The organism is Thermodesulfovibrionales bacterium (assembly GCA_035622735.1).
Lineage (GTDB): Bacteria > Nitrospirota > Thermodesulfovibrionia > Thermodesulfovibrionales > UBA9159 > DASPUT01.
The window spans coordinates 49,557-75,345 of record DASPUT010000077.1; the positions used below are offsets into that span (position 1 = coordinate 49,557).

Annotated in this window: 25 protein-coding genes; 8 read left to right on the forward strand and 17 right to left on the reverse strand. The window is 52.6% G+C overall.

What is annotated here, in order from left to right; all coding sequences use genetic code 11:
* The first annotated feature begins 105 nt into the window (after nt 1–105).
* Nucleotides 106–468, forward strand: coding sequence for a hypothetical protein (locus VEI96_04335; GenBank protein HXX57205.1), 363 nt, complete (start codon nt 106–108; stop codon nt 466–468).
* A gap of 257 nt (nt 469–725) precedes the next feature.
* Here the strand turns inward: VEI96_04335 and VEI96_04340 are convergent, their stop codons facing one another.
* A complete protein-coding gene (locus tag VEI96_04340) occupies nt 726–1,673 on the reverse strand; it encodes a hypothetical protein (protein ID HXX57206.1) in 948 nt (315 codons plus the stop codon).
* Nucleotides 1,674–1,994: 321 nt separating this feature from the next.
* Here VEI96_04340 and VEI96_04345 point away from each other — a divergent pair, with 321 nt between their 5' ends.
* From VEI96_04345 to VEI96_04360, 4 genes are read left to right on the forward strand one after another with little or no spacing between them, the layout of a single operon-like run.
* Nucleotides 1,995–2,288, forward strand: coding sequence for a hypothetical protein (locus VEI96_04345; protein ID HXX57207.1), 294 nt, complete (start codon nt 1,995–1,997; stop codon nt 2,286–2,288).
* Entirely contained in the window at nt 2,275–2,406 is a 132-nt protein-coding gene (locus VEI96_04350; protein HXX57208.1) for a hypothetical protein, read from the forward strand. Before VEI96_04345 ends, VEI96_04350 begins: the two co-directional genes overlap by 14 nt.
* A gap of 57 nt (nt 2,407–2,463) precedes the next feature.
* Nucleotides 2,464–2,925 carry a PilZ domain-containing protein gene (locus VEI96_04355; protein ID HXX57209.1) on the forward strand — a complete coding sequence of 154 codons (462 nt, stop codon included), beginning with the start codon at nt 2,464–2,466 and terminating at the stop codon, nt 2,923–2,925.
* Between the two features lie 12 nt (nt 2,926–2,937).
* A complete protein-coding gene (locus tag VEI96_04360) occupies nt 2,938–3,354 on the forward strand; it encodes a hypothetical protein (protein HXX57210.1) in 417 nt (138 codons plus the stop codon).
* 326 nt (nt 3,355–3,680) lie between these two features.
* Here VEI96_04360 and VEI96_04365 read toward each other — a convergent pair whose 3' ends face one another.
* Together VEI96_04365 and VEI96_04370 are read right to left on the reverse strand one after the other, a co-directional pair.
* On the reverse strand, nt 3,681–3,929 hold the full coding sequence (locus VEI96_04365; protein HXX57211.1) for a hypothetical protein: 249 nt from the start codon (nt 3,927–3,929) through the stop codon (nt 3,681–3,683).
* Nucleotides 3,930–3,954: 25 nt separating this feature from the next.
* On the reverse strand, nt 3,955–4,812 hold the full coding sequence (locus VEI96_04370) for a PhnD/SsuA/transferrin family substrate-binding protein (GenBank protein ID HXX57212.1): 858 nt from the start codon (nt 4,810–4,812) through the stop codon (nt 3,955–3,957).
* Between the two features lie 2,138 nt (nt 4,813–6,950).
* On the opposite strand from VEI96_04370, the gene VEI96_04375 reads away from it, so the two are divergent.
* The 3 genes from VEI96_04375 (at nt 6,951) to VEI96_04385 (ending at nt 9,617) form a co-directional block, all read left to right on the forward strand.
* Nucleotides 6,951–7,919, forward strand: coding sequence for a DUF2950 domain-containing protein (locus tag VEI96_04375; protein ID HXX57213.1), 969 nt, complete (start codon nt 6,951–6,953; stop codon nt 7,917–7,919).
* A 503-nt stretch (nt 7,920–8,422) separates the two neighbouring features.
* Nucleotides 8,423–8,632, forward strand: a complete 210-nt coding sequence (locus tag VEI96_04380; protein HXX57214.1) for a hypothetical protein — start codon at nt 8,423–8,425, stop codon at nt 8,630–8,632.
* A gap of 31 nt (nt 8,633–8,663) precedes the next feature.
* On the forward strand, nt 8,664–9,617 hold the full coding sequence (locus VEI96_04385; protein ID HXX57215.1) for a patatin-like phospholipase family protein: 954 nt from the start codon (nt 8,664–8,666) through the stop codon (nt 9,615–9,617).
* 48 nt (nt 9,618–9,665) lie between these two features.
* On the opposite strand, the gene VEI96_04390 is transcribed toward VEI96_04385, so the two are convergent.
* The 14 genes from VEI96_04390 to murF all read right to left on the reverse strand — a co-directional run bounded on the left by VEI96_04390 (nt 9,666) and on the right by murF (nt 25,750).
* The gene (locus VEI96_04390) at nt 9,666–10,526 is read right to left on the reverse strand and encodes a GGDEF domain-containing response regulator (GenBank protein HXX57216.1); all 861 of its coding nucleotides are present in this window, start codon (nt 10,524–10,526) and stop codon (nt 9,666–9,668) included.
* A gap of 590 nt (nt 10,527–11,116) precedes the next feature.
* Nucleotides 11,117–11,659 carry a GNAT family N-acetyltransferase gene (locus tag VEI96_04395; protein ID HXX57217.1) on the reverse strand — a complete coding sequence of 181 codons (543 nt, stop codon included), beginning with the start codon at nt 11,657–11,659 and terminating at the stop codon, nt 11,117–11,119.
* A gap of 180 nt (nt 11,660–11,839) precedes the next feature.
* Nucleotides 11,840–12,997, reverse strand: a complete 1,158-nt coding sequence (ftsZ, locus tag VEI96_04400; protein ID HXX57218.1) for a cell division protein FtsZ — start codon at nt 12,995–12,997, stop codon at nt 11,840–11,842.
* 26 nt (nt 12,998–13,023) lie between these two features.
* A complete protein-coding gene (gene ftsA, locus VEI96_04405; GenBank protein ID HXX57219.1) occupies nt 13,024–14,256 on the reverse strand; it encodes a cell division protein FtsA in 1,233 nt (410 codons plus the stop codon).
* Entirely contained in the window at nt 14,253–15,029 is a 777-nt protein-coding gene (locus VEI96_04410) for an FtsQ-type POTRA domain-containing protein (GenBank protein ID HXX57220.1), read from the reverse strand. Before VEI96_04410 ends, ftsA begins: the two co-directional genes overlap by 4 nt.
* A complete protein-coding gene (locus tag VEI96_04415; GenBank protein ID HXX57221.1) occupies nt 15,026–15,979 on the reverse strand; it encodes a D-alanine--D-alanine ligase in 954 nt (317 codons plus the stop codon). Before VEI96_04415 ends, VEI96_04410 begins: the two co-directional genes overlap by 4 nt.
* A gap of 39 nt (nt 15,980–16,018) precedes the next feature.
* On the reverse strand, nt 16,019–16,966 hold the full coding sequence (gene murB / locus VEI96_04420) for a UDP-N-acetylmuramate dehydrogenase (protein HXX57222.1): 948 nt from the start codon (nt 16,964–16,966) through the stop codon (nt 16,019–16,021).
* On the reverse strand, nt 16,963–18,369 hold the full coding sequence (gene murC / locus VEI96_04425) for a UDP-N-acetylmuramate--L-alanine ligase (protein ID HXX57223.1): 1,407 nt from the start codon (nt 18,367–18,369) through the stop codon (nt 16,963–16,965). Before murC ends, murB begins: the two co-directional genes overlap by 4 nt.
* Entirely contained in the window at nt 18,362–19,534 is a 1,173-nt protein-coding gene (gene murG, locus VEI96_04430; protein ID HXX57224.1) for an undecaprenyldiphospho-muramoylpentapeptide beta-N-acetylglucosaminyltransferase, read from the reverse strand. Before murG ends, murC begins: the two co-directional genes overlap by 8 nt.
* On the reverse strand, nt 19,531–20,766 hold the full coding sequence (gene ftsW, locus VEI96_04435) for a putative lipid II flippase FtsW (protein HXX57225.1): 1,236 nt from the start codon (nt 20,764–20,766) through the stop codon (nt 19,531–19,533). The genes murG and ftsW overlap by 4 nt, the downstream gene beginning before the upstream one ends.
* The gene (gene murD, locus VEI96_04440; protein ID HXX57226.1) at nt 20,763–22,205 is read right to left on the reverse strand and encodes a UDP-N-acetylmuramoyl-L-alanine--D-glutamate ligase; all 1,443 of its coding nucleotides are present in this window, start codon (nt 22,203–22,205) and stop codon (nt 20,763–20,765) included. Before murD ends, ftsW begins: the two co-directional genes overlap by 4 nt.
* An 8-nt stretch (nt 22,206–22,213) precedes the next feature.
* Nucleotides 22,214–23,278: a D-alanyl-D-alanine carboxypeptidase family protein gene (locus VEI96_04445; protein HXX57227.1), complete on the reverse strand. Its 1,065-nt coding sequence runs from the start codon at nt 23,276–23,278 to the stop codon at nt 22,214–22,216.
* Between the two features lie 2 nt (nt 23,279–23,280).
* A complete protein-coding gene (gene mraY, locus VEI96_04450; protein ID HXX57228.1) occupies nt 23,281–24,363 on the reverse strand; it encodes a phospho-N-acetylmuramoyl-pentapeptide-transferase in 1,083 nt (360 codons plus the stop codon).
* The gene (gene murF / locus VEI96_04455) at nt 24,353–25,750 is read right to left on the reverse strand and encodes a UDP-N-acetylmuramoyl-tripeptide--D-alanyl-D-alanine ligase (protein ID HXX57229.1); all 1,398 of its coding nucleotides are present in this window, start codon (nt 25,748–25,750) and stop codon (nt 24,353–24,355) included. Before murF ends, mraY begins: the two co-directional genes overlap by 11 nt.
* Nucleotides 25,751–25,789: the final 39 nt, after the last annotated feature.

The following is a 25,789-nucleotide window of genomic DNA, read 5'->3' on the forward strand; positions in this document are numbered from 1 at the left end:
TCGGGCCTCGCAAGGCTGATAATGCAACACATCACTTCCAAAACTTGATACTGAATAGTTTCCATGTTATAGTTTGCAATAATTACTGTTACGGGGAGGGGAGCAATGAAAAAGATTCTATTGGGCATTCTTCTGATGTTGGCTATCCCATGTATGTCCTTTAGCGCCGATTACAGGGTTTTTGGGTGGGATAGTAGTGTTCAGGAAGTTGACTGCTTAACCTTGGCTGGTTGCATGCTGGCATCCAAACCAGTGAGTTTCAATAACGATACCGGCTTCATTTTGTCACTGGATGGTAACCACTGGGAACTGAAAGACAGCAGTGGAGTGGTAATGCAAGGGGATGCCAATCTCTACTACGATCTGCTTGTTCTTTCATCGAGTGATCAGTCGGGGGATTTGGCAGTCATCAGCTCTGACGGTATCGGAAGGGCAACCACAGGCTTTTTCTTCCAGTTGAGAGATTAAAGAGACTCCATAGGTTCGAATTCAGGAAACAGCTCTGATTTGACATCTGTCTCATCGAAGCATGGGGTAGTAAGGGTAATCGTGACTGTATGAGCTGATGCCTGGTTATGAAAAACGTTTAGTGTCCGCGAACGGAACTATTGTCCCGCAATATATCTCTATTCAGGCTCGAATGTTTGAGTCCGCTCATAGTGCCTCATCGCAGAGGCATATCAACGGAAATAAATGTCGAGAAAAAAGCGGATTAGATGCGAGCATCATTCTTTTCCGTCAAACAGTAACCCTTCGGCAGGTCTTACTTCGTCGTTCAAATCACCCTGGAGCCTTTGCTGATTTCTCTGGTCTTGTCTCTTGTAAATGAGATATTCTTCCTTCTCCATTCCGAGGAGTTGTTTCTTATAGAGGGCTGCCGAATCATACCATTCACCGATCCGTTTCTCAAATCGTTGCTCCACAGGAATCTCTAATGTATCCAGATACGCGAGAACCGCGAGATAGAAGCGTGTAACGTTACGTTCCACCGAGCCCCTCAGACCGCTGATGTAAACGGGATTGCCGTAGCTGTCCAGACCGGTAACCGTGAATCCGACCTTACCGCTGCCGAATACTTTCATGAGGAAAGCCCCCCAGGAACTGTAACCATAAGAATAGCTCAAATGAATAAATGTCGAGCCTGTGGTTACCGGCACCGCCTCAAATTCGAAGTGGTGATCCTGTGTAGAAAAAGGGCCCACATCCGCCGTGAACGCGATGTCGAAATAGAAGTCTTTCAGCGTACTTGCCGGGAATACAAATTTCATGTGGTACGCATCCCCAAGAGGCTGAGAGAATTTCTTGACGTTATAGATATTGATCAGCCATCTATGACGCAGTTTCTGATACGTACATGCCCTTATGTCAGGATGAAGCAAAACAATCTCGCACCAATTGGCAGGCACGAGAAGCCCATTTCGTATCGTGTCGAAGGGATAATGAAGGATGCCGTAAATATCGCCGTGAGAGACATTATTATTTTCGGTCGATTCCAGATAAAAGGGAATCGGGGAAGTGCTTTCCTTCAGTTCTCTTTCAATCTCATGATATTTATCGATAAGCGCCTCCTGTCCGGGAGGCGATGCTTCCTTACCGTATGAACTCTCATGCCACGGGGAACATACGAGAGATGAAAGCGCAAGGAACATACAGAAAACACGAATCGCTCGCATATCGTATCCTCCTCGAATTATTTTATCATTCCCCCTTCGTCGCCACAATGCCGGGAGTACCCCTGTCATCACCGGCAGAAATGGCAAGAAAACAGGTTCATGAAGTTGTAGGCCGGCTTCGGTTTCAGCAAGAATCGGGAACATACCGCACTGGGTGAAGCGTCCTACTTTCATACAGGCCGAAGCTTTTTCGGTCAAGCACGAGTTTTCTTCATAGGGAAACCTACAACAAATCTATTGATTTTGCGTGTTTTTTGTTTCGTTTCTTGAAAGTCCTGATTATGGAACGAGTCTTGCAGGTATCTCAGTGAGGAAGGAGATATGAGTACTCTGTCTGATACCACAAGGCTGATTATGGATGTTTTCTTGCAATACGGGATAGAGAAGCATCATCATCTGTCCCTGTTCAATCTGTTTTATGCGAAGACTCAATGGGAGAAGTGTCATCAGGATAATTTCACCAAGGCGGTCCATGAGCTTGTGAATAGGGGATTCATGGAATGGGGTGAAGCGTATGCATTGGTTCTCACGGAAGAAGGATACCATGCCTTGTCTCACCCAAATGAGGTTGAAAAAAATCGTGAAGGGGCATTGGAGGGTTATGAACTACGGTGATTTTGTTTGGTATGCTGCAGCCGCTGCGGTGATCCTCTGCATTCTCGGACCACTGATACTCCTCAGACATGCCGAGAAGAGTGCGGGGAAGCCGGGGTCCGCTACCAGAGAGCGTTAGATGGGAAAGATTCTGTCGTGCTCAAGGTCCGGACAAGAGAACGTGCGGGTGGGAGCTATGGTTAATAGGAGAAGACATAAGCGCTTTATTAAACACTGCGATGTCGAATTTTTCTCAGGAGGGATGGGACATGCCGGAACTTCGAGTAATTTTTCATTGCAGGGAATGTTCATAAGAACAGATCATCCTCAGGCGCCGGGCACGGTTCTCGACATTTTGCTCTATCTTCCCTATGGCGAGATTTCAAAATTGCGGGGTAAGGTGAAGAGGGCATGGACAAACCCCGCTGGGGCGGGGGTGAGAAGACCCAAGAATGGGAAAATCGGGATGGGGGTTGAGGTCATAGAGAAAGATGCCAGTTATCTTCACTTCATCAGGTATTTGCTTAACTGGTCTCACCTCTCCGGAATATTCGTCGCGCGACAAGAGAAACGTGGAGAAATCTACGCGACAGCTGATCGGACATACCGCGAATGCGGCCTTGAGGAAACCGTTGAAAAAGTTCCGGATGACTCATAGGATGAGCGGAAGATGGAACCGGTAAAAGTGGTCATCAGATATGCCCATGGTGGGCTGATAAAAGGCTTCACGAATGATTTTTTTCCCAACAAGCCTTTCTTTCACGTTCGCCCGATTGAGTCTGGATCTATCGATAAAGGTGTCGAGATTCACATGAAGGAACTTAAGGCAGTATTTTTCGTAAAGGATTTTAAGGGTAACCGCGAATACCATGAAAGGAAACACTTTGCCGACGGCCAGCAGGCTAACGGGCGGCGGGTTGAAGTGACATTTTTGGATGGTGAGGTGATGGTGGGATCAACATTGGGTTATGATCCCAGTCGTCCTGGATTCTTCGTTACTCCCGCCGATACGGATGTCAATAATATACGGGTGTTTGTGGTCTCGACAGCCGTGAGCAAGTTTCGGTTTGTTCAAACCACTTGTTGAAAAATTGACTGGCTTGACATGCAATAGTCAGCATTTGCGTTGACACCTCGTGTAACGGAATTACGGCTCGTATTTTCAACTGGAAATCTTTGCCTATTGCTCTCGGGTTGCTTTAACGAGTTCACCGACAGCCCTCAGATATAGAAAAACTAAACTATGAGAGATTGACTCCAGAAACAAACAGAATCAGCACCTGAAGTGTACCTGATAAATAAGGGTTTAGTATCCGGCGTTGAATTGCTCCATGTCTGCCCACGCATGAATGTTGATGCCGGCAAAAGCACCGATGGTGCAGGCTCCGACTCGTATAAGGAACTTGTTGGAGATCAGATGTATAGTCTCCAATTTTGGCTTAATAGCTTTGATGAACTTCTGCTATGCCTCTCTGGCACTACTATCGAATCGGTCATGCGGGTGCACTCCCAGACCATCACGAGTTTGTCGGGCATCGACTCAATCATGGATGTGATTTTCCTGACTGCATTTTTGGCGTCCTCTTTGAAGAAGTGACCGTCAAAATGCAGAACCAGACAACGGCGGGATTTAATGTCGCACCAATCAATCTTTGGATTCATGATGTACCCTCCTCAGTAAAACAAATCATTTAAAGGCAAAGTTAAATGACTGATCCACTCCGCCTTTTTTCAATATTTCAAAAGTGTCCTTGAAATCACCAGTCGTTGTTTTAATATAGCCCTGAATGTCCATTTGATCTCGGACCGACTGGGTCTGCGGAGAATTATCATCCTTTAAGGTGAGCAGAGCGCGAGCGAGCTTCGCAATTGTCTCTTTGTTCGTCTTCGAGGACACAATCAAAGTATTATCTGGATATTCTCCTTTGCCTTCGCCGACCGCTTCGAGGTGTGGATACTTATCTTTCATTTTGTCCCAGACACGGTTCTTCACGATCGCTATCTGGCCGCCACCATGTGCGAGTGCCTCGATGCCATATCCATGTGATGGAACTGGCAGTTTGATTGCATTAACAGATGCGATATTAGGAATGGAATAAAAGTAAAACTCCCCCGCAGAGGCCAAGGAAGTAAAGATGACATTCTTGCCTGTGAAGTAGTCGGCTGAACCGGTAAATTTGGGCGAACCTTTAGGAGCGAGTATAATAGCAGAATAAGTACTAATACCCTCCTTACTCAGGGGCCGGACCAATGGATTGGCTACTCCCTTGATCATCATTGTGCCCGCAATCCCGGAACCGCTGAACATGGCATCAATTTTCCCCGATGCAAATGTCTTTGCCGCGATAGGATAAGTTGGAACCTCAATGAGGCTAACTTGGATCCCTTTATTATTTAAGTATTCTATGAGCGGCGCATATTTCTTAACGGCACCGCGCATGTCCTCCATGATGGCGAGATTTAGCTGATCTGCTTGTGCAATGCGACCGTTAATGCCTAACAGCAGGAACGTGACGATAACACATACGATTCTTGATAACTTCATAATCTCCTCCTCTCAGAATGTTACGTTATGTTTAACGGCATAAGGCCTAATCGCAAGGTTTATGCCAAGATGGAGGTTCCTTATAATCGATACGTCCAAAGGGAATAAATATCATTAATTTACAATTAGTTAAACTATAGCGTCATTACATTGGTACGCGAAGCGCTCACAAGAGCTCTCCGCTGAGAAAGTGTCCGGAAATAAGACAAGGTGATCAGAAAGCCTTCAAAGCAAACGGAATTATCAATGCCAGCCCCTTGCGAATAAGATATCCACGAATGTGCTGGTGAAATCTGAAATTCACCCTCGTCTGCATCAACGTGTCATCCCCTATTGACACATTTTGAGCGCCAATTGGAGGCAGTAATCAGCACCTTTCCCTTATGGCTAAGACATGTTGATTTATGAAGTACCTCTCAGGCTTTCTGGCGGATTCTGAGGATATCCAGGGCGACGCTATGCCGGCATATTGAGAAGGGCCTGTTAAGGCGGCTGAAGCGGGGGGAGAAGGCTCTTTGTTGAAAGCAGCGTGAAAAGCTTGTAGAACTGCTCAAAAGGGCAAGGGATAAACAGGAGAGGTGGCTAAGTCAATGCCTAACTGATCGCTTCAGGTGTTCAGGAAACTGGTTCGCTGTCGTGACAGCGTGTCATAACATCAGTAATTTCACAGGCGAAAAAAAACCGCGAAAGAAGGATAGACAACAGGTGAATTCTGTACTAAGATTTTATTAAAGGTGGCCCTTACTGGTTTGACTCAGATAAGACAGAAGCAGCCATGAGTCACGCTTCTTAATCCAAAAGACTTTATGAGAGAAGGAGTGAGCTTATGAACGGGGGCAAAATAAAGAGTTTTCTGGCGACACTCCTGGCAGCTCTTTCTCTATCAATTGTTATAGGCACGGCGAGGGATTTGTCAGCGGCATATGTATTAACAGACCAGGAGCTTGATGACCTCCTCGCTCCTATCGCTCTCTACCCGGACCCGTTGCTAGCCCAGATGTTGCCAGCCTCGACATACCCGTCGGACGTTGTTGATGCGGCAGGTTGGCTGAGAAGCGGTGGCGACCCATCATTTGTTGATGAGCAAAATTGGGATGAGAACGTCGGGGCCATTGCCCACTACCCACAGGTTCTCTATATGATGGCTGATAATATCGATTGGACTGCTAGCGTTGGTGATGCTTTTCTGAACCAGCCGGAAGATGTGACCAATTCGATTCAGCGTCTGAGGTGGCAAGCGCAGACCCTCGGGAATCTTGTGAGTAACGATCAACAGGCTGTTACTACGGAGGGAGGCGATATTCAGATCATTCCAGCCCAACCTCAATATATTTATGTGCCTCAGTATGATCCATCAATCGTGTACGTTCAAGCACGGATCCCCGTCCTGCCTCCTTACGTTACATTTCCCCTGGTGTTTACGATCGGAAGCTGGCTGGACCTTGACTTTGACTGGGGTCACCACCACGTCTTCTACCATGGGTGGAATCGCCCTGGGTGGGTCAATCATGCAAGGCCCTATGTGCACATAACGAATGTTTACGTTCAAAGGAGCAGACCTTACATCAATCAGACATGGAGGCACAATCCATCGCACGGCGATCCAGACAGGTATTGGACGTCGAGACCGGGTGGAGCTCCAAGCGGCAGCTATCCGCACGGCTCTGAAGTCAGGGGAAGGAGTTCGACACCCACGGGACCTGCGGCTGGCCCGTTCGTCCCCAACGCCAATACCAGGCAATTTAGCGATAGGGGAAAAGAAAGCCTCGGCACTGCCGTTCCACGTCCGACACCTCAAGCTCCTGCTGCCGTTCCACGTCCAGCACCTCAAGCTCCTGCTGCCGTTCCACGTCCGGCGCCGCAAGCTCCCGCTGCCGTACCACATCCGGCGCCGCAAGCTCCTGCTGTCTTCGGAGGCTACAGGGGACTCAATGAAGTCAAAACGCAGAGTATGCGTGGCCAAGCGAGCCGCCAGAGCAATGTGGGAGGATCCACCGCGCCAGCTTCGGTGAACAAGGTCGGCGCTCCTTCGAGCCGCGGCGAACCCGGTAGCGGCGGACACCGGTAACAGGATCGGATTAGTTAAACAACTTCTGACTGCTAAGGGCACGATTGAGTACGAAGAAAGGAAGGACGTCATGAAGACAGTTTCAGCAGACTCCACATCTCATTCATCGCAGAAGATTGCTTTAGTAACATCCATTTTGGCTTTAGCGATGGCGGTCTTATGGAATGTGACGGGGACCGGTGCAGCGTCCCAACGATATTTTGCCACACCAGAAGACGCTGTCAAAGCACTCGCAGAGGCCGTGAAGTCAAACGACACGGCCGCGCTGGATCAGATTTTCGGGCCTGCCAGAAAAGAGGTTCTCTCTAATGACGAGGTGCAGCACGCTGCTGCCCTTGAGGCATTTACGAAACACCTGCAAGAAAAAACTAATCTTGTGAAAGAGAATGATTCGACGGTGATGCTTCACGTCGGTAATGAAGACTGGCCCTTTCCCATTCCGATTGTGAAAAGGGATAACCAGTGGTTCTTTGATACTGAGGCAGGCAAGGAAGAGATCCTAAACCGTCGTATCGGAGAAAACGAACTTACCGCCATGCTCGTTTGTCGCACGTACGTGAAGGCTCAGCGAGAGTATGCCCTGAAGGATTGGGAGGGCACCGGTGTACTGGCATATGCACAGAAGCTGCGAAGTGACCCTGGTAGGAAGAACGGTCTTTTTTGGAGAACGAAGGAGGGAGAAGAGGTGAGTCCCTTCGGGGAACTCGTCGCTCAGGCGTGGAAGGAAGGATATAAGAAGAAAAAGGCCGCTTTCAGGGAAGAGGCAACACCATTTCACGGATATTATTTTAGAATCTTGACTGAACAAGGTAAAAATGCCCCGGGGGGAAAATACAATTACGTTATCAATGGCAACATGGTTGCAGGTTTTGCCCTGATCGCATTTCCCTCGGACTGGAAGAAATCGGGTGTTATGACATTCGTTGTCAATCAGCAAGGGAAAGTCTATCAGAAGAACCTTGGACCAGAGACCACCAAGATTGCTCAACAGATGAAATCATATAATCCTGATGGAAACTGGACCCTTGTTAAGGAATAATAGCCTTGTACTAACGGTATTCTTCATCGCCGTTCATTTGACACATGAAAAAAGTTACTTCCGAATAATCACACATTTGTTTCTACGGCTTGGTGTCTGATAGGATGGGCAGTCAGCAGTTATAACGAGTTGCAACGCGCGTTGCTTACAGGAAGAAGGTCCGGTAGTACATCTGCTGCCCTCAACAGAAAATATAATTATGAGGTCCTGCCATAATTGAAAGTTGACGTTGACACGCCCCTCAGGGCTATCAATAATACGAATCAATTAACTGTAAAGCTTGAATGTCGGAGAAAAAGCGGGAAGAGGCCGGAATGTTTGCTTTGAGAAAGAAGCCTTATACCACGAGACAAGGTGCTTAACGCACCCTGTCCTATCTCGGAACTCAGAGGGAGGTGCCCTGATGGAAAGAAAATCGAAACTGAATTGTTGGGAATTCAAAAAGGTGCGGGAGACAATTAGGAGGGCTCCATATACAGGATCTGGGCAGATGTCCCGCGACTTTGGAAGAGAGACTGGATGGAGTGCACGATGGTGTAGATGCCGGCAGGGCATGCTGGGTCGTGGCTGGAACCTTATGCAGGGATGAGGTGCAGGGCACATTTGCCCAGAAATTTTCTAACTGTAAGACATGCGACTTCTATGAGAAAGTGCGCGAAGAAGAATACCCGAATTTTGAACTTTCTGCAATGCTCCTCATGAGACTGAAATAATGCGAGGGCAAAACTATGACCGGGGTCGGCCATGAGTAAGGTGGCTCTGGTTCTGAGCGGCGGGGGTGCGAAAGGAGCCTTCCAATTCGGCGCCATAAAATACATCGAAGAGGAAATAAAGAAGAGGTATCCTGACTTCCGGTATAAGATCATCGCCGGCGTATCCGTGGGCGCTCTCAATGCCGTCATGCTGGCGATGGATAAATTCGCCGACCTCGAGGAGCTTTGGAACACGGTCAGCGCAGATCAAGTTTATGAGGGCAGCCTCAACTGGACAGCGGCGATAAAAATCGTCTTCGGGGCCAAATCTATCATGAGCAATAAACCCCTGTCGGACAGACTGAGCAAGATAATCAGCCTGAAGGACATGAAGACTGATAAATATGATTTACGAATAGGCGCGGTGTCTCTCGTGAGCGGCGAGTATAGGGCTTTCCGCCCTTCTGACTTCGACGATGACGAGGATTTTCGAAGCGCGATACTCGCCACAACAGCGATACCCGTGATATGGGAGCCGATAGAGAAGATCCGGTTGAGAAATGCCCTCTACTTTGAGGAGGCCGTCGACGGAGGCATCCGGAATGTGAGTCCTCTCGGAGACGTATTGGATGAAGATCCTACCGATGTCATCATGATTAATTGTAATCCTGAAAAATTGTCGTCTGATGCTGACTCGGCGAAAGATATCCTATCTATCGCAAAGAGGTCACTGACGGACATTACGATTAATGAAATATTCAGATCGGATGTGAGGTTCTTTCTCACGATAAATAATCTTGTCGAACAAGCCCGAAAGCACGGCATCGACCTTTATAAGGACGAAGGCCAAACCGATGTCTACAAGGCCTTCAAGTCGGTATTGATCGAACCGCCCGATGATTTGGGCGACACTCTCGATTTCTCCCAAGACGTTCTTAGGGAGAGGATGCGCGTGGGATATGAAACAGCAGGAGAAGCCTTCAAGGATTACCAGTTCACAAGCTGACCCGATCGCCTTTACGTCTCTTTCCCTTCCAACCAGCTTCCCCGTACATTACGCTTTATGTTTTATCCTTTTATGTTCGTGCATCATCTCATCCGCGTGCGAAATCAATTCGTCAACGGAACACGGCTTTTCCGGGTTGTAAAGAGATACGCCGAGACTCAATGACAGGTTGTAGTTCTTATTTCTCGAAGCATTCTGATTTTTCATGTTCTTCTCCAGGCGGGCGATAATCTTCTCTATGTTATCTCCGGTAATTCCTACCGGAATTACGACAAACTCATCACCACCTATCCGGGCAACGATGTCTGACTCCCGATAGGTTGTTTTGAGGACCTTAGCGGTCTCGACTAGTGCCTCATCGCCCTCGTGATGGCCTGACCTATCATTAATCGATTTCAGATGATCCAAATCGGCATAGAGCATGTATATCCCTTTCTTTTGCCGTTTGGCGAGCTTGAGAAACTCCTCGGCGAGCGTGAAGAACCCCCGCCGGTTGTACAGGCCGGTGAGTTCATCAGTGATTGTCAGGAGACGGAGTCTCTCTTGTAATTTGACGTGGTTCACCCTATGCAGTATTTCCTTCATGGTAAAGGGCTTCTTTATGAAGTCCGATGCCCCGGCATCTATGGCTCTGTCGTACGAGAAATCGTCAATGAAACCTGTCATGATAATGGTCGCCATGTCGGGTCTGAACTTTCTCGCTTTTTCCGTGAGTTCAAAACCATTCATGCCGGGCATTGCGACGTCTGCCAGCATAATGTGGAAATGGCCTTTCGTTAAACATTCAATGGCGGCCTCGGAACTCGTGCACGTTTCGCATCGGTAACCATGAGATTCGAACATCTCTCGGAGTATCGGCAACATTGCTTCATCGTTATCAACAATGATTATTGCGGTTCTCTCGTCCAACTTACCCTCCGTCTTCGGGTTCATCATCCGGGTCCGGGAGGCATGCGCCAAAGCTGCTTTTCGCGACAATGCATCCGCAAATAGGATAATACTACTCTCGATTAAAATCAAGAACGAAATTGGGTTCGAACATTTCAATGGATCGCAGCCGGGAAACTGCCTGGAGAGAGCGTTTCAGTCACCGCGGGTATGGTTTCTCATTTACTCCCAGTAAAGGAAGAGGCGGCAAAGATGTTCTCCGTGAATGTCGGTAAATTCGAGCGATCAAGCGATGTCGGCGCTAAGATGCCCATGGCACTTCAAGGGGCGGGAAGAACTTGACAACCTCATCAAATACTGATACGGTTGAATCAGAAGAAGGCAATGCCTTGGAACGGGTTAAGGCTTAGAACCAAGTCATTGGGTAAGGGAGCAGGAGTCAGACGCGGTGAGCAAGCCTCCAGCAGCGAGGGGGAAGCCTGAAACGTCTGCCGAAGCTCCAAAGAAGAACAATCTAATGCATACCCGGAATCCAAGGTATTGCACTTCTTGTAAGCCTCCCGACAAGTCGTCCATTATCATGCTGCTTCAACCGTCGACGGGGAAGCGATTCAGTCGAGAAACCTACCCATACAGACCTCATCGATATAATCATGCCCGATCCGGAATTTCTTCAGTTTCTTGCACTCCTGTTCAAAACCGGCCTTGTTGAAGACATGGAGCGACCGCTTGTTCGTCGTAAAGATACTCGCCTCGAGCTTCTTAAACCCGTGCTCCGCCGCCCATTCGACGGTATACCGGAGCATCTGCGAACCGATGCCCAACCCCCTAAGGGATTCGACGATATGGAGTCCGATAAAAAGGACATGTGCGGTCTCCGGCCTCTGCCCGCCGTTTGCCTGGAAGGCGGCAAGAGTCCCGACGACCTTACCCCGCACCGTCGCAACGATGAGCAGGTTGTTCTTACGGTCTATGCCTCTGATATACTCCCTCTCAGATTCAATGTCCTTGCCATATTGTTCCATCAAGACATAACTTCTCTCGAGAGAGGTGGATCTCAGCGTCACGATAATCTCACCGGCGTCCTCAGGCGTTGCCAGCCTGAGTATCACCTCGTCGCCGTTCGTCACCGAGAATTTCTTCACTTCCTGCATGCCCTCGACCTTCCTTAGCCCAAGGTTTTTCTTTCATTATACATACAAATAACGCTGCTCACAAGAAATTCCTGCGGACCGCGGGCAAGAGAGGAACGCCCCCGCAGGACCCTTTCTGAATGAGGAGGGGCGGGGCCTCCAGGGGGGTGGAGGCCCCTTGGGGGAGGGAAAGAAAGAAGCCTACATCGTCCTCTGCGGAGCATTCCGCAAGAACGTCGGGACATCAAGGGGGTCTTCGTAAGGCATCAGGTCAGACGCTATGCCGTTCATGCTGACCGCGGGGACTATGTTTTTTGCGAGAACCCGCTCAGAGCCGCGGTAGGTGAGCGGCTCCCTGACAGGCGCCCACTTCCTTACCTGCTGCAGTTCGACCTTCTCCTTCTTTTCGTCAAAACCCGTTGCTATGACGGTAATCTTCACTTCATCTTCGACATCCGGATTAATGACCGCTCCGAATATGATATTTGCGCCCTCGTGGGCGGAGTCATAAATAATCGAGGCGGCGTCCTGCACGTCCCCGAGAGAGAGCTGCGTGCCGCCGGTGATGTTGATGAGGATTCCCCTGGCACCTTCGATGGACGAGTCTTCGAGGAGGGGATTCGTTATCGCTTTCTTCGCCGCCTCAATAGCGCCGCCTTCTCCCTTTCCGGCCCCGACGCCCATGACAGCCCTTCCGGTGTTCTCCATCGTCGTCTTCACATCGGCAAAATCGACGTTAATGAGACCGGGGGTCAGGATGATATCGGAGATCCCCTGTATCGCCTGTCTGAGGACTTCATCGGTAACGGAAAAGCCCTTGTGGAATGCCACCTTCTTTTCGACGACAAGAGATATACGGTCATTGGGGATCACGATGAGGGTATCCACGTTAACCTTGAGATCCCGCACCCCTTCCTCAGCCTTCAGCGCCCTCGTCTTTCCTTCGTAGAAGAACGGTTTTGTGACGATCGCCACGGTCAATATCCCCATCTCCTTCGCGAGGCTTGTGATAACGGGAGAGGCGCCGGTGCCGGTACCTCCTCCCATGCCCGCTGTAAGAAAGATCATATCGGCGCCGCGAAGGGAGTCGGCCAAGACTTCCCGGTCTTCCAGGGCGGACTGTTTTCCTATCTGCGGGTCGGCGCCGGCTCCGAGCCCCCGCGTAATCGAAGCACCGATCTGAACCCTTGTCGCGGCGAGCGATGTCTCGAGTGCCTGCATGTCAGTGTTCACGGCGACAAAATCGACTCCCTGGAGACCGGAGGCTATCATGTTATTTACGGCATTGCCCCCCGCTCCTCCCACACCCACTACCTTAATCTTCGCTGCCTGTCCTTTTACGTCGTCGATCTCAAACATACATCCCCTCCTGTCCTCTGATTTATTTATCTAAAAAAACCGTTAACCCATTTTCTCATGCGTTCAAAAACCCCGGCAGCTTCAAAATCGGCATGATCATGATAATACCGGCTGAGACCGTACCGGACTAACCCCACACCCGTTGCGTATATGGGACTGCGCACCAGGCCCCCGTCCGTCACTCCCTCGGGTATGCCGATCTTCACGGGGGTACCGAAGATCTCACCGGCAAGCTCCCCGATTCCCCTCAAGAGCGATGTGCCTCCCGTCAGCACGACTGCCGCCTTCGAAAGGGCAAAGGGGACACCTACCACCTCTTTTCTGACCAGTCCGAGGAATTCTTCGCACCGTGCCCGGATTATTTCCGAAAGGTGCCGCAGCGGTATCTTCAGGGTCTTTGCTTCGCCGCCTCCAAGATCGATGACGGCAGACAGGCTTTCATGACTATCGACCATTCCCGGTGACGCGCAACCGTATGCCTTCTTTATCTTTTCAGCCTCTCCCGCGGTCACTCCGAGACCTACGGCGATATCATTGGTAAGGTGGTCCCCGCCGATCGCGAGCACCGCCGTGTGACGCAAGACGCCATCCCTGTAAAGGGCCATGTCCGTTGTGCCGCCGCCGATATCTACGAGAACCGTCCCTTTATTCCTCTCGGTCTCCCCCAATACGGCTTCAGCAGAGGCGAGGGGTTCGAGGAGGATGTCGAGCACATCGACCCCCGCCCTCGTGCAGCACGCGATGAGATTCCTGACCGATGCGACAGAACCGGTGACGATATGGACATTAGCCTCAAGGAGTTCCCCCTGCATTCCTATCGGATCCGTAATGCCGTTCAGTCCGTCAAGCCTGAAACCTGCGGGTATTACATGGAGGATGTCCCTCTCCACAGGCACGTACACTGCACCGGCAGCGTCCATCAGCCTCTCGACGTCATCCAGCCTCACCTCTCTGTTCTTAATAGCTATGGCGCCGCTCCCGCTGAAGCCCTTGATGTGTCCTCCGGCGATTCCGACGTAGGCAGACCGTATCGGCCGGCCGGCCTTCTCCGAGGCATCCCGTATCGCCCGCTGTATCGAACTCACGGCCAGATCCGCATCGACCACGACACCCTTTCTCAGCCCCGCTGATGGGGAAACGCCTACCGCCAGGATCGTGATCTTCCCCCGCTCCTCTTTCCCGACTATGGCACATATCTTCGTCGTGCCGACATCGAGACCGACGGCGAGTTTGCTCCCCGATTTCTGCGAAGCGGTCATCTGACCACCTCGTTCACCGGCTTGACGACAACTCTGCTGGCGAATCTAAGGTCAACGTAATCAACGGTGATCGCCCGCTTCTTTATCTCATCTTCAAGGGAAAAAAACCTCTCGATCTTCTGTTCATAGTCCCCGGATCCGACCTTAATGATCACGCTGTCAATCACGACGGCCAGCTCCTCTGGCCCCTTCCCGTTTGCGAGGATCTCAACGCGGTTGCGTTCCGTGGCGATCTTCTTCTCTTTGAGAACGCCCGCGAGCCTAAGCGCCTCGACAAAGGTTTCACGCATCTTGGCAGGATCGCCGTTTATTATCGGCAGAAACGGAACACCGTCGCCCTGTATCTTCTCGAGCATCCTGCCCTTTTCGTCGATGAGAAAAGAATGACCCTTTCTATCCAGGATGGCGAAGGGCGTCGCCTCCGAAACCCTTATCAAGAGGCGTTCCGGAAGTTCCTTTCTGATACTCACGGTCCGGATCCAGGGAGACTCCAACAGCCTCTCGGAAACGCGCCGGGGAGATACCATGAGAAGATTGTCCCCTTTCTTGACCCCTGCAGCTGCTCTCAACTCCGCATCCGACATATGCCTGTTCCCTGAAAAGACTACCTCCTTCACGGCGAATATCCCCGAACTGACCCGATAGAGACCGACACCGAGCACGACGCCCGCAGAGCCGAGGAGGAAGAGAACGAGAAGCGCACGGTAATGTCTCCTGACCCAGGACCTCCGGGTTGGTGCGGTACGGCCGTTCTTCCTGTGGATGGCCTTCACCGCTTCTCTCCCCCGGCTATCGCCTCCCCCAGAATAGCCTCTATGAGCTCCGGGAAACCGAGTCCCGCACGATTTGCTATCTTCGGAAGAAGGCTCGTCTCGGTCATTCCCGGTATTGTGTTCACCTCGAGCACGTAGGGATTCCCGTCCGAATCGATGATGAGATCAACCCTGGTAGCGCCTTCACATCCCAGGGCTCGATGGGCTGCGAGGGCCGTGCCCTCCGCCTCCCCGAGAACTTCGGCATCGATCTCGGGCGGGAGTATGTAGTCTGTAAGACCGGGGGTATATTTCGCTTCATAATTATAGAAATCAAGCTTCGTCCTGATCTCCACGGCGCCGAGGACGGTGTTGTTGAGAATGCCGACCTGGACCTCTTTGCCCTCTATATATTTTTCTATGATGACTCGCCCGCCGAACTTTAGGGCATGATCGAGTGCAGGAAGAAAAGAGGCTTCCTCCCTCACGATGCTCACCCCTATGCTTGATCCCTCTGCTGCGGGCTTGAGCACCCAGGGCAGGGTAAACGGGACCGTCTCTTTTCCGAAGCCGTTCACCTCCGATCCATTCCCCTCCCGAGAGGAACCGTTCCCGACAACGACGAATGGCGGGACAGGGATCCGATGGTAAAGGAATATCTTTTTCGCGGACTCCTTATCCATGGCAAGGGCTGAGGCGAGGACCCGTGATCCCGTATAGGGAATACCCATAACCTCGAGGAGGCCTTGGATAGCCCCATTCTCGCCGTGTCCGCCGTGAAGGACGAGGATCGCTATTTCGATTCCTTCCCGCTTCAACACGTCACAGATGTCATGTCCGACGTCAATAGCTGCAACCCGATATCCCCTGCGTTCCAGGGCATTGAAGACAGCGGCACCGCTTTTGAGAGAGACCTCTCGCTCCGCCGAAGCGCCACCCATGAGAACACCTATCTTCCTATCCGTTACCATGGCACCGAATCGGGAAGACCATTCTGGAGATCCGAATGCTCACGTTCTTCCCGCAATCCTCATTTCCAGTTCGAGCTCAGTACCGAACACCCTCTTAACCCTCTCCCTTACATCTTCCATGAGCGCAAGAAAATCAGCCGCAGTTCCGTCGCCCCTGTTAATAAAGAAGTTTGCATGAAGGGCAGACACCTCTATGCCGCCTCTCTTCATTCCCTTGCACCGGGCCTCATCAATGAGCTTCCCTGCCGCGGCGCCCTCAGGGTTCCTGAATACGCAACCGGCAGACCACGCGGAGAGAGGCTGTTTTTCGCGCTTTTCTCTGAGGAAACCCTTCATCCTTTCGGCAACGGCAGAAGGGTCGTCCTTTTCTAATCTCACATTTGCACTGAGTACAATGCCGTCATCGGGGATATCGGCCGACCGGTAGCCAAACCGGAGCTCTTCCCTTTTAAGAACAACCAAGCGGCCTTCCCTGTTTATCACGGTGACCGATTCTATGACATCAGCGGCAGCGTATCCAAAGGAGCCGGCATTGCCTTTGACGGCGCCGCCGACAGAGCCCGGGATGCCGGCCAGACCTTCAATCCCCCTGCATCCCTGCTCCTTTGCAAAATGGACCAGCTTCTGAAGCGGTGATCCCGCCTGCACAAAGAGCCGTATCCCTTCGTCCTTCTCCTCGATAATCGTGATGCGATCCATCGCCCCGACGGAGAGAACGATTCCGGCAATGCCTCCATCGCGGACGAGAAGGTTGCTGCCCCCGCCCACGGGCATAATCGGGAAGCCCCTGGCAGCGGCTCCCGCAAGAAGATATTTCAGGGAGGTCGGATCATCGGGAATCGCAAAGGCGTCGGCAGGACCCCCTATTCTGAGTGTGGTCCTGTTTTTCATGGGTTCATCAAAGAGGACGTCGCCCTTGAAGTCATCTGCCTCCATAATCTCTCTTAAAATATTCTTATGCTCCGTCATAGCGGCTGAACCGGTCATCCCTCATCCTTCATCTTCTTGAGGAGTTCTTCCCCAACTCTCCAGACATCGCCGGCTCCGAGGGTGAGCAAGAAATCGTTCGGCCCGAGCATCGATACAAGGCTCTTCACGATGCGTTCCCTATCAGGCATATAGGTGACATTCCGCAGCCCCTTCTCATGCATCGCATGGAGTAACCGCTCCGAGTTCACGCCATCGAGAGGCCTTTCCCCTGCCGGATAGATATCCATGAGATAGAGGACGTCGGCATCGCCAAAGGAGGAGGCGAACTCATCGAAGAGGTCCCGCGTCCTCGTATACCGGTGCGGCTGGAAAAGCACGACCAACCTGCCCTCTCCCGGCAAGTCGCCTCGTGGCGCAGCGGTCAGTGCTTCCCTGGCAGCCCGGAGGGTCGCCTGTATTTCTGCGGGGTGGTGCCCGTAATCGTCAAATACCCTGATGCCCTTCGCCTCGCCCTTAAATTCGAACCTCCTCTGGATGCCGCTGAAACTCCTCAGTCCCTCCTTGATTTTTTCTATGTCCATTTTGAGTTCTACGCCTACCGCGATGCTTGCGAGGCTATTCAGCACATTATGGATGCCGGGAACGGGAACGAGGAAATTGCCGAGCTTCTTGCCCTTGTAATACACATCAAAGGTGATCGAGAGATACCCCTGAACGATCGAATCGGCAGAGATGTCGGCATCCCGTGAAAATCCGTACGTAATATATTTCCGGTGTATCTTCGGGAGTATCTCCCGTACGAACCGGTTTTCGATGCAGAGTATCGAGAGTCCGTAAAAAGGAACTTTATTGATGAAGGAAACGAAGGCATCCTTCAGGGAATCCATATCATTGAAGAAATCCATATGCTCCCTGTCGATGTTCGTTACGATCGCGATCGTCGGAGAGAGTTTCAGAAAAGACCCATCGCTCTCATCGGCCTCTGCGACGATGAAATCTCCCTGTCCGAGCCTCGCGTTGCTCCCCGTGGACCTCAGCTTGCCGCCTATCACGACTGTCGGATCGATGCCGCCGTGAGCGAGTATGGTCGCGAGAAGTGACGTGGTCGTCGTCTTGCCGTGTGCACCGGCAACGAGGATCCCGTATTTCAACCTTCCGAGTTCAGCGAGCATCTCGGCCCTCGGGATGACCGGTATTGACCTCTCCTTCGCTGCCATCACCTCGGGGTTCTGAGCTGAGACGGCGGAAGAGACAACGACAACATGGGCATCGTCGATGTTTTCGCGACGGTGTCCGATAGAGACCTTCATCCCGAGAACTCTGAGTCTGACGATCGTCTCGGTCTCCTTCAGATCGGAACCCGTGATCTCATATCCGAGATTATGGAGGACCTCGGCGATCCCGCTCATGCCGATTCCGCCAATGCCCACAAAGTGAATCGTCCGGTAGCGCTCAAACATGTTTCGACCCGCCTCCCGCCTCCAGCCTGCTGCCCGCAGCCCTGTACGCCGGTTGTTGTCCGACGAGGGCAGACATCTTGAGCAGGCTCAGGAGGATGTCCACGACCTTCTGCCCCGCGTCCGGCTTTCCAAGGGTCTTGCTCGACCTCTGCATCTCTGACCTCATCTCCGCGTCGCGGTAAAGATCCCGTATATTTTTTGCGAGGGTCTCGCCGTCGAGATCCTGATCAAGGATCACCCGGACGGCCCCCATCTCGGAAAGCCTCTGGGCGTTCAACTCCTGATGATGTCCTGCTGCATGCGGGTACGGTATGAGGATCGCCGGCTTTCCGACCGCTGTCAGTTCGGCAAGGGTCGTAGCGCCCGCCCTCGATATCACGAGGTCCGCCACGGCATAGGCCTCGGCCATTTGATGGACGAAGGCGGTCACGGTCCCGCTGAACCCCCATTTCCGGTACGTCTCGCGGATGACCTCGTAGTCCTTCTTCCCGGTCTGATGAAGGAATTGAACGGCGTCCTTCAGATCGGTAATGAATGTAAAGGCACCGCTAACCGCATTATTGATGGCCCTCGCACCGGAGCTTCCGCCGAAGATGAAGATCGTGAATTTCCTCTTCTCGAGGCCGAAGAGGCCGTAAGCAGCTTCCCTGTTGCCCGAAAGGATCCCCGTTCTGATGGGGTTGCCCGTTATGAAAGTCTTGCTCTTCGGGAAGAAGGAAATGCTCTCATGATAGGTTACGCAGACAGCATCGGCAATCCTCCCGAGCACCTTATTCGCAAGGCCCGGGACGGAATTCTGCTCGGTTATGAGTGTCTGCATAGACAGGAGCTTCCCGATGAGGACAGGACCGAAGGAAGCGTAGCCGCCCACCCCGATGACAGCATCAGGCCGCAATTCCCGCAGCAGGGTATAGGAGTCGTAAAGCGAGAGAACCATTCTCGCCATGCCCCTGATCTTCTTCAGGGGCGACTTCCCTACAATGCCCTCCGCCCTGAGATACTTTACCTGGTATCCGGCCTTCGGTATTATGGAGGCCTCGATGCCGTGCTCCGTCCCGATAAAGATCACTTCGGCAGACCTGTCCCTTCTCTTGATCTCTTCTGCTATGGCGATGCCGGGGAAGAGATGACCGCCCGTGCCGCCGCCTGCAATGACTACTTTCATCCGGCCACCCTCCTGGCCTGATCCGCTGACGCCACTCCTTCCGTGACGGCCCGCTTACGTCCGTAAACAGACATGAATGCCTTCTTTCTTCTGATGATTCCCTCGGTTCTGTCAACACTCTTTCTCTCCCGCTTCCCCTTCGATACATTGAGGAGGATCCCGATCGCCACAAGGTTGACGAGGAGGGCCGAACCGCCGTAACTCACGAAAGGCAGCGGGAGCCCCTTCGTCGGGGCGAGGCCGGTGGCCACGGCGAAATTTATCAGGGCCTGAAGCGCTATCATCATCGAAAGACCCGATGCGAGATAGTAGGAAAAGGGATCATCCTTCGCCCTGTTCGCGATCTGCATGCCTCGTATGAACTGGAAGAGAAAGAAGCAGACGAGGGCAGCGGCACCGATGAAGCCGAGCTCCTCTCCGACGAGGGAGAAGATGAAATCCGTATGAGACTCCGGAAGGAAGGATAGTTTCTGTTTGCTCTCTCCGAGGCCGACGCCCGAGAAGCCCCCGCTTCCGAGAGCGATGAAGGACTGTATCAACTGGAACCCTCCGCCCAGAGAGTCGTCCCATGGATTGAGAAAGGAGAGTATCCGCCTGAAGCGGTACGGTTCCATCACGAGTTTCAGGGAAACAGGGATGATCAGGAGCGCGAGGGACATCACATACTTCAGTCTCATTCCAGAGAGTACGAGGAGGATGACCGTGATGAGTCCGAGACTCATGGCGGCGCCGAAATCAGGCTGTTTCAAGAATACCACCTGAAAGACTCCCATGACGGCGATCGGGATGATGAAGGAAAGGACGCTGTCGGTCCTATATGTCGGCTGCGACATATACCGGGCGAGGAAGATGACCATCGCGAGTTTCACCAGCTCCGACGGCTGGAAGGTCGAGGGCCAGAGGCGTATCCATCTCCGTGCGCCGCCCGCGGTAATGCCTATTTTAGGGACGAAGACGAGAACGAGGAGGACCAAGGAGAAGATGAGGAGGGGCACAGCCATCTTCTTCAGGGTATCTGCGCCGATTTTCGATGAGAGGTAGAGGAAAGAAAGCCCTATGAGGATCGTAAAGAGATGACGTCTGAAATAATAGAACTGGGTTATATTCCTCCTGGCGAAGACGGGAGTCACAACGGATGTCGAGCTATAGACCATGAGCGCTCCGAACCCTACGAGCAGGAGGGTGGCGAACAAAAGCCATCTGTCATACTGTCTCTCGTTGAAAGTATTCATGACAGCCCCATAACGATCCTCTTGAATTCTTTACCCCTGTGCTCGAAATCCCTGAACATATCGAAACTCGCGCAGGCGGGAGAGAGCAGGACGATGTCTCCCCGCCGGGCGTTCTGCCTCGCAAGAAGGACCGCCTCCGTGAAGTCTCCCGCGAGGACCGTCTTCGTGAGGTCGCCGAGAGCCGTCTTCATCGTCCCTGATGCTTCACCGATGAGCACCAGGGTCTTGACCCTTTCCCTGATGAGGGATCTCAAAGGTCCGAAATCACCGGCCTTGTCCCTTCCGCCTGCTATGAGGACGATCGGCTCTCTGAACCCTTCGATCGATCTCACGACGGCACCGACATTCGTCCCCTTCGAATCATTGATATACTGAACGCCGTCAAGTTCACGGACAAACTCCATCCTGTGTTCGAGGCCCGGGAATTCCCGCAGTACTTCCACGAGGGCTCCCGGTTGGACACCTGCAAGGAGAGCCATGGCCGATGCGGCCATGGCATTCTCCAGGTTGTGAACCCCTTTTATCCTTACCTCTTCAGTCCCGATGAACTCAGCGCGTAATGCTCCCCGTTGCCCTTCGGGGAGATTACAGATGATTCTTTCCCCGTCAGAGTAGACGCCCCGGACTTCCCTCTTCCGGCTGAAGAAATAGACCTCCGGGATGTTCGGTCTCTTTCTATCCGATGTCTCACGGTAGATTCTCATCGTCTCTTCGTCATCGGCATTCAGCACAAGGAAGTCATCCCTCTCCTGGTTCAGAAAAATCCTCGCCTTCGCCTCGCCATACTCGTCCGAGGAGCGGTACCGGTCCAGATGATCAGGCGTAATATTAAGGATGGCGGCACCCTTCGGTTTAAACCGCTCAATCGATTCGAGCTGAAAACTCGATACCTCGGCAACGATAAAATCCGCCTCCAATGGTTCGTTCCGCGTGAGGCGTCCGTTGCCTCCCGCCCTCTTCACGATCTCTTCCGTCAGCGCATTTCCGATATTTCCTCCGAACACCGTATGAAAACCGGCCCTGACAAGCATCAGGTCGAGGAGGGTCGTCGTCGTTGATTTTCCATTGGTCCCCGTTATCGCGAGGAACTGCGGCACATCGCCTCCCGCCTTCGGCTGCAGACCACTGACCGCTTCGTAAGCGAGTTCGAGTTCACCGATTATCTTTATCCCCATCCCCCTCGCCTTCCTGAGAGGCTCGATCGTAAGGGGAATGCCGGGACTCACCACAACCATGTCAATACCTTTCAAACTCTCCGGGTAATCTCCGAGGGACATCTTGACAGAGGGAGAAATCCCGTCGAGAACCCCCCCCAGCTGTTCCTTTCTCTTCTTATCCGTCACCGTCACGTCGGCTCCAAGGAGCGAAAGGAGATTTGCCGCACCCGCGCCGCTCCTCCCGAGACCGACGACGAGTATCCTCTTACCCTTGAGTTCCATCGCCCCCTTCAACTGACATCGGCGTTCTTCGCGCGCGTTTGTTCTGTCGCATAATGTTTCGTCTTCGTTTTCTTCTTCCCCTTCGCCTTCTTCCCGCTCTTCTTTTCGGCCTTCTTGTATGACGCCTTTTTCGCCTGCGGGGCATCAGGATTGTAGGAAGCCCTCTCGAGAGCCGGCCGGTAGTCGGACCGAGTAAAGTAGACGGACGGCTCTTCTTGACTGTTCCGAACGGTGAAGCCCCTGGCGAGCAATGACCCGGATTCCTTCCAGAGCGTTTCCCGGGAAGGCGCGCCCATCACCGCAACAATGATCGTCTCATCGTCCTGAAGGCCGGCACAGACGAAACAGTGTTTCGCCGCCCTCGTATATCCCGTCTTGCCTCCGAGAAGAGAGTCGTCTTCCCAGAGGAGCTTATTGATGTTCTTCAGAAATATGGTCCTGCCTGCTTCGGTACTGACGCTACTCGCCTTGGTATTGATGATTTCTCTGATGAGGGGATACCGCAGAGAATTCCTCATCATCCGGGAGAGATCGTATACTGTGCTGTACTGCCCGTTCCCGGGCAGTCCCGTGGCGTTGATGAACTTGGTATCGGACATGCCGAGCGCGAGCACCTTCTGGTTCATGAGTTCGGCAAACTTCTCCTCCGTGCCTCCGGCGGCCTCGGCCAGGGCGACAGCTGCGTCGTTCGCAGACTTCAGGAGGGCCGCGTAGAGAAGGGTCCTCACCGTCACCTTCTCTCCCGCTCTGAAATGCGCCTTAACGGGAGATACATTCGCGGCTCTCTCACTGATCGTGACCACGTCATTGACATCGAGTCTGTCGAGAGCCACCATGGCGGTCATGAGTTTCGTGGTGCTCGCCGGAGGGAGCCTGAGGTTAGGGTTCTTCCCATAGAGCACCCTTCCCGTCGATGCCTCTATGACTATCGCGGCACGGGAGTGAATGTCATCGGCATGAGCCGCTGAGGCAAGCAGTAAGAAACAGACGGCAAAGCAAAGCAGGAGGATGCCTTTCCCTGCGGTTTTTTTCTCTCTGCTGCCGCCGATAGGGTACTGATCGCTGTGTTTCATGTTCACCTCACTTTCAAGGTCGTAAGACTCAAGAGCGCCAGCATGATGCCGAGTATCCAGAACCTGACGATGACCTTCGCCTCCGGCCAACCTTTCAGTTCAAAATGATGATGGATAGGCGCCATTTTGAAGACCCTCTTTCCCGTTAGCTTGAATGACGCAACCTGAAGGATTACGGAGAACGTTTCTATGACAAAGATCCCTCCGACCACCGCGAGGACGATCTCATGTTTCGTTATCACCGCCAGTGTCCCCAATGCGCCGCCGAGACCGAGGGAGCCGACATCCCCCATGAAGACGTCCGCCGGATAAGAGTTGTACCAGAGGAATCCGAGAGACGCCCCCAGGATCGCTCCGCAGAATACCGTCAGTTCTCCCGTACCGGGCAGGAAGAGGACCTGAAGATACTGTGCAAGGTTCTTATTCCCCGAGATGTACACAAGGGCGCCGTTGGCAAGGACGGCGATGCCGACGAGGCCTATCGCAAGGCCGTCGATGCCGTCGGTCAGATTCACCGCATTGGAAGAACCGATCATGACCATGACCGAAAAGGGTATGTAGAACCACCCCAGATCAAAGAGCCATCTCTTGAAAAAGGGGATGCTCAGGACATCGGTGTAGGGGTCTTTCGGGTTCATGTAGAGGAAGAGGCCTATGCATACTGCAAGGAGCAACTGAGAGCCGAACTTATGCCACGCCCGTAACCCCTTCGCGTTCCCCCTCACGACTTTGAGGTAGTCGTCAACAAGTCCTATCGCCCCGAACCCGGTGAGGGAGAGGATCATAACCCATATATAGCCGTTTTTCAGGTCGCCCCATAAGAGCACCGTAAAAACGATAGATGCTATAATAAGAACTCCTCCCATTGTCGGCGTACCAGATTTCCCTTGATGAGTCTCGGGTCCGTCGTCCCTGATCTGCTGGGTAACGCTCAGCCCCCTGAGCTTCTCTATGACGCGCGGGCCGAGGATAAAGATGAAGAGCATCGCCGTTATTATCGACACCGCTGACCTGAAGGTGATGTACCGGAAAACGTTCAGCGGAGAGAACCATTCATGGAGGCTGTAGAAGAGACTAAAGAGCATTCCCTGCCTCCTGCGCGGAAACCGGTGATCTTCCGTGATGTCCCTCGAGGACCAGTTCCATTTGCATTCCCCGGGAGCCTTTCACGAGGACGGTGTCCCCCTCCCTGCATATCTCCCTGAGGACGTCCCCGGCTCCGGAAGAGTCCGAGACAGTTATCGACTTACCACGGCCCGCGGAAAACTCTTCCGCTGCCTTTTCCATGAGCGGACCCGCGGCAATGAGGACATCCACGGGGATGCCGGCCATCCACCTCCCGAGCTTCCGGTGTGCCTCTTCGGCATAGGAACCGAGTTCGAGCATATCCCCGAGAACCGCTATCGCCCGGCTTCTCCTCAACCGCACGAGTTCCTTGACCGCCTCCTCCATAGAGAGGGGGTTTGCGTTGTATACATCACTGATTATCGTTGCTCCCATAAACTCCTTGAGCTCAAGTCTCATAGGAACACCGATGAAAGACTCTATCCCTTCCTTTATTTCCGCCGGTTTTATCCTTGTTGCGGAACAGAGCGATGCGGCAGCAAGGGCATTGTATATATTGAATTTCCCTGGCACGTTGAGCCTCACTTCCGTGAGCCGTTTCCCGTGAACAGAGAGGGTAAAGACGGAATGCCGCTCTCCGAGGACGATATCCTGCGCCGATACATCGGCCCTGCTCGCTATTCCGAACGTAACGATTGCGAGTCCGTCCCGATGCACCGACTTGTTATGGATACCCTCCATGAGGAACGCGTCATCCGCGTTCAGTGCGATCGTCTTTACCGTTTCGAGGAGTTCGAGCTTCGTGCTCCGCACCGCCTCAAGGCTTCCGAAGCCCTCAATATGCCCCAGTCCGACATTCGTTATGACGCCGAGATCAGGAACCGCAATCCCGCAGAGTTCCCGAATGTCTCCCCTCATGCTCGCTCCCATCTCGAGAACCGCAAACTCATCGTCATCCGCGATACGCACAAGGCCCAGGGGCAGCCCGATCTGATTATTGAGGTTTCCCGAAGTCTTCAGGACCCTGTGGCTCATCCCGAGTATCGAGGCGGTCAACTCTTTGGTCGTCGTCTTGCCGTTCGTACCGGTGATGCCGACGACCGTGATCGCCCTCTTCATCCTTTCATAGTGTGCAATGTCCTGAAGCGCCTTGAGCGTGTTCTTCACGAAGACCATCGTCATTCCCTTCACCGGTTCCGCCGGCGGGATGCTCACGAGAGCTCCTCCCCCTCTCCTGAGGGCATCTATGAGAAACTTATGTCCGTCGAAGTTCCTGCCCTTCAGAGGGACGAAGAGTTCGGTCTTCCCGATGGTCCTTGAATCTATCGAGATACCGGTAAAGACGGCGTCGGGATTACCATAAATGATCTTCCCCCCTGTTGCCTTAATGATATCGCTGACCGTCACTGTCCCCATACTCCTTTACAGAGAAAAAATGCTCTTGCT

What these genes read in the sequence shown, in the direction of transcription:
- VEI96_04335 (HXX57205.1), top strand. Translation starts at nt 106, where the DNA reads ATGAAAAAGATTCTATTGGGCATTCTTCTGATGTTGGCTATCCCATGT.
- VEI96_04340 (HXX57206.1), bottom strand. Translation starts at nt 1,673, where the DNA reads ATGCGAGCGATTCGTGTTTTCTGTATGTTCCTTGCGCTTTCATCTCTC.
- VEI96_04345 (HXX57207.1), top strand. Translation starts at nt 1,995, where the DNA reads ATGAGTACTCTGTCTGATACCACAAGGCTGATTATGGATGTTTTCTTG.
- VEI96_04350 (HXX57208.1), top strand. Translation starts at nt 2,275, where the DNA reads ATGAACTACGGTGATTTTGTTTGGTATGCTGCAGCCGCTGCGGTGATC.
- VEI96_04355 (HXX57209.1), top strand. Translation starts at nt 2,464, where the DNA reads ATGGTTAATAGGAGAAGACATAAGCGCTTTATTAAACACTGCGATGTC.
- VEI96_04360 (HXX57210.1), top strand. Translation starts at nt 2,938, where the DNA reads ATGGAACCGGTAAAAGTGGTCATCAGATATGCCCATGGTGGGCTGATA.
- VEI96_04365 (HXX57211.1), bottom strand. Translation starts at nt 3,929, where the DNA reads ATGAATCCAAAGATTGATTGGTGCGACATTAAATCCCGCCGTTGTCTG.
- VEI96_04370 (HXX57212.1), bottom strand. Translation starts at nt 4,812, where the DNA reads ATGAAGTTATCAAGAATCGTATGTGTTATCGTCACGTTCCTGCTGTTA.
- VEI96_04375 (HXX57213.1), top strand. Translation starts at nt 6,951, where the DNA reads ATGAAGACAGTTTCAGCAGACTCCACATCTCATTCATCGCAGAAGATT.
- VEI96_04385 (HXX57215.1), top strand. Translation starts at nt 8,664, where the DNA reads ATGAGTAAGGTGGCTCTGGTTCTGAGCGGCGGGGGTGCGAAAGGAGCC.
- VEI96_04395 (HXX57217.1), bottom strand. Translation starts at nt 11,659, where the DNA reads ATGCAGGAAGTGAAGAAATTCTCGGTGACGAACGGCGACGAGGTGATA.
- ftsZ (HXX57218.1), bottom strand. Translation starts at nt 12,997, where the DNA reads ATGTTTGAGATCGACGACGTAAAAGGACAGGCAGCGAAGATTAAGGTA.
- ftsA (HXX57219.1), bottom strand. Translation starts at nt 14,256, where the DNA reads ATGACCGCTTCGCAGAAATCGGGGAGCAAACTCGCCGTCGGTCTCGAT.
- VEI96_04415 (HXX57221.1), bottom strand. Translation starts at nt 15,979, where the DNA reads ATGGTAACGGATAGGAAGATAGGTGTTCTCATGGGTGGCGCTTCGGCG.
- murB (HXX57222.1), bottom strand. Translation starts at nt 16,966, where the DNA reads ATGACCGGTTCAGCCGCTATGACGGAGCATAAGAATATTTTAAGAGAG.
- murC (HXX57223.1), bottom strand. Translation starts at nt 18,369, where the DNA reads ATGTTTGAGCGCTACCGGACGATTCACTTTGTGGGCATTGGCGGAATC.
- murG (HXX57224.1), bottom strand. Translation starts at nt 19,534, where the DNA reads ATGAAAGTAGTCATTGCAGGCGGCGGCACGGGCGGTCATCTCTTCCCC.
- ftsW (HXX57225.1), bottom strand. Translation starts at nt 20,766, where the DNA reads ATGAATACTTTCAACGAGAGACAGTATGACAGATGGCTTTTGTTCGCC.
- murD (HXX57226.1), bottom strand. Translation starts at nt 22,205, where the DNA reads ATGGAACTCAAGGGTAAGAGGATACTCGTCGTCGGTCTCGGGAGGAGC.
- VEI96_04445 (HXX57227.1), bottom strand. Translation starts at nt 23,278, where the DNA reads ATGAAACACAGCGATCAGTACCCTATCGGCGGCAGCAGAGAGAAAAAA.
- mraY (HXX57228.1), bottom strand. Translation starts at nt 24,363, where the DNA reads ATGCTCTTTAGTCTCTTCTACAGCCTCCATGAATGGTTCTCTCCGCTG.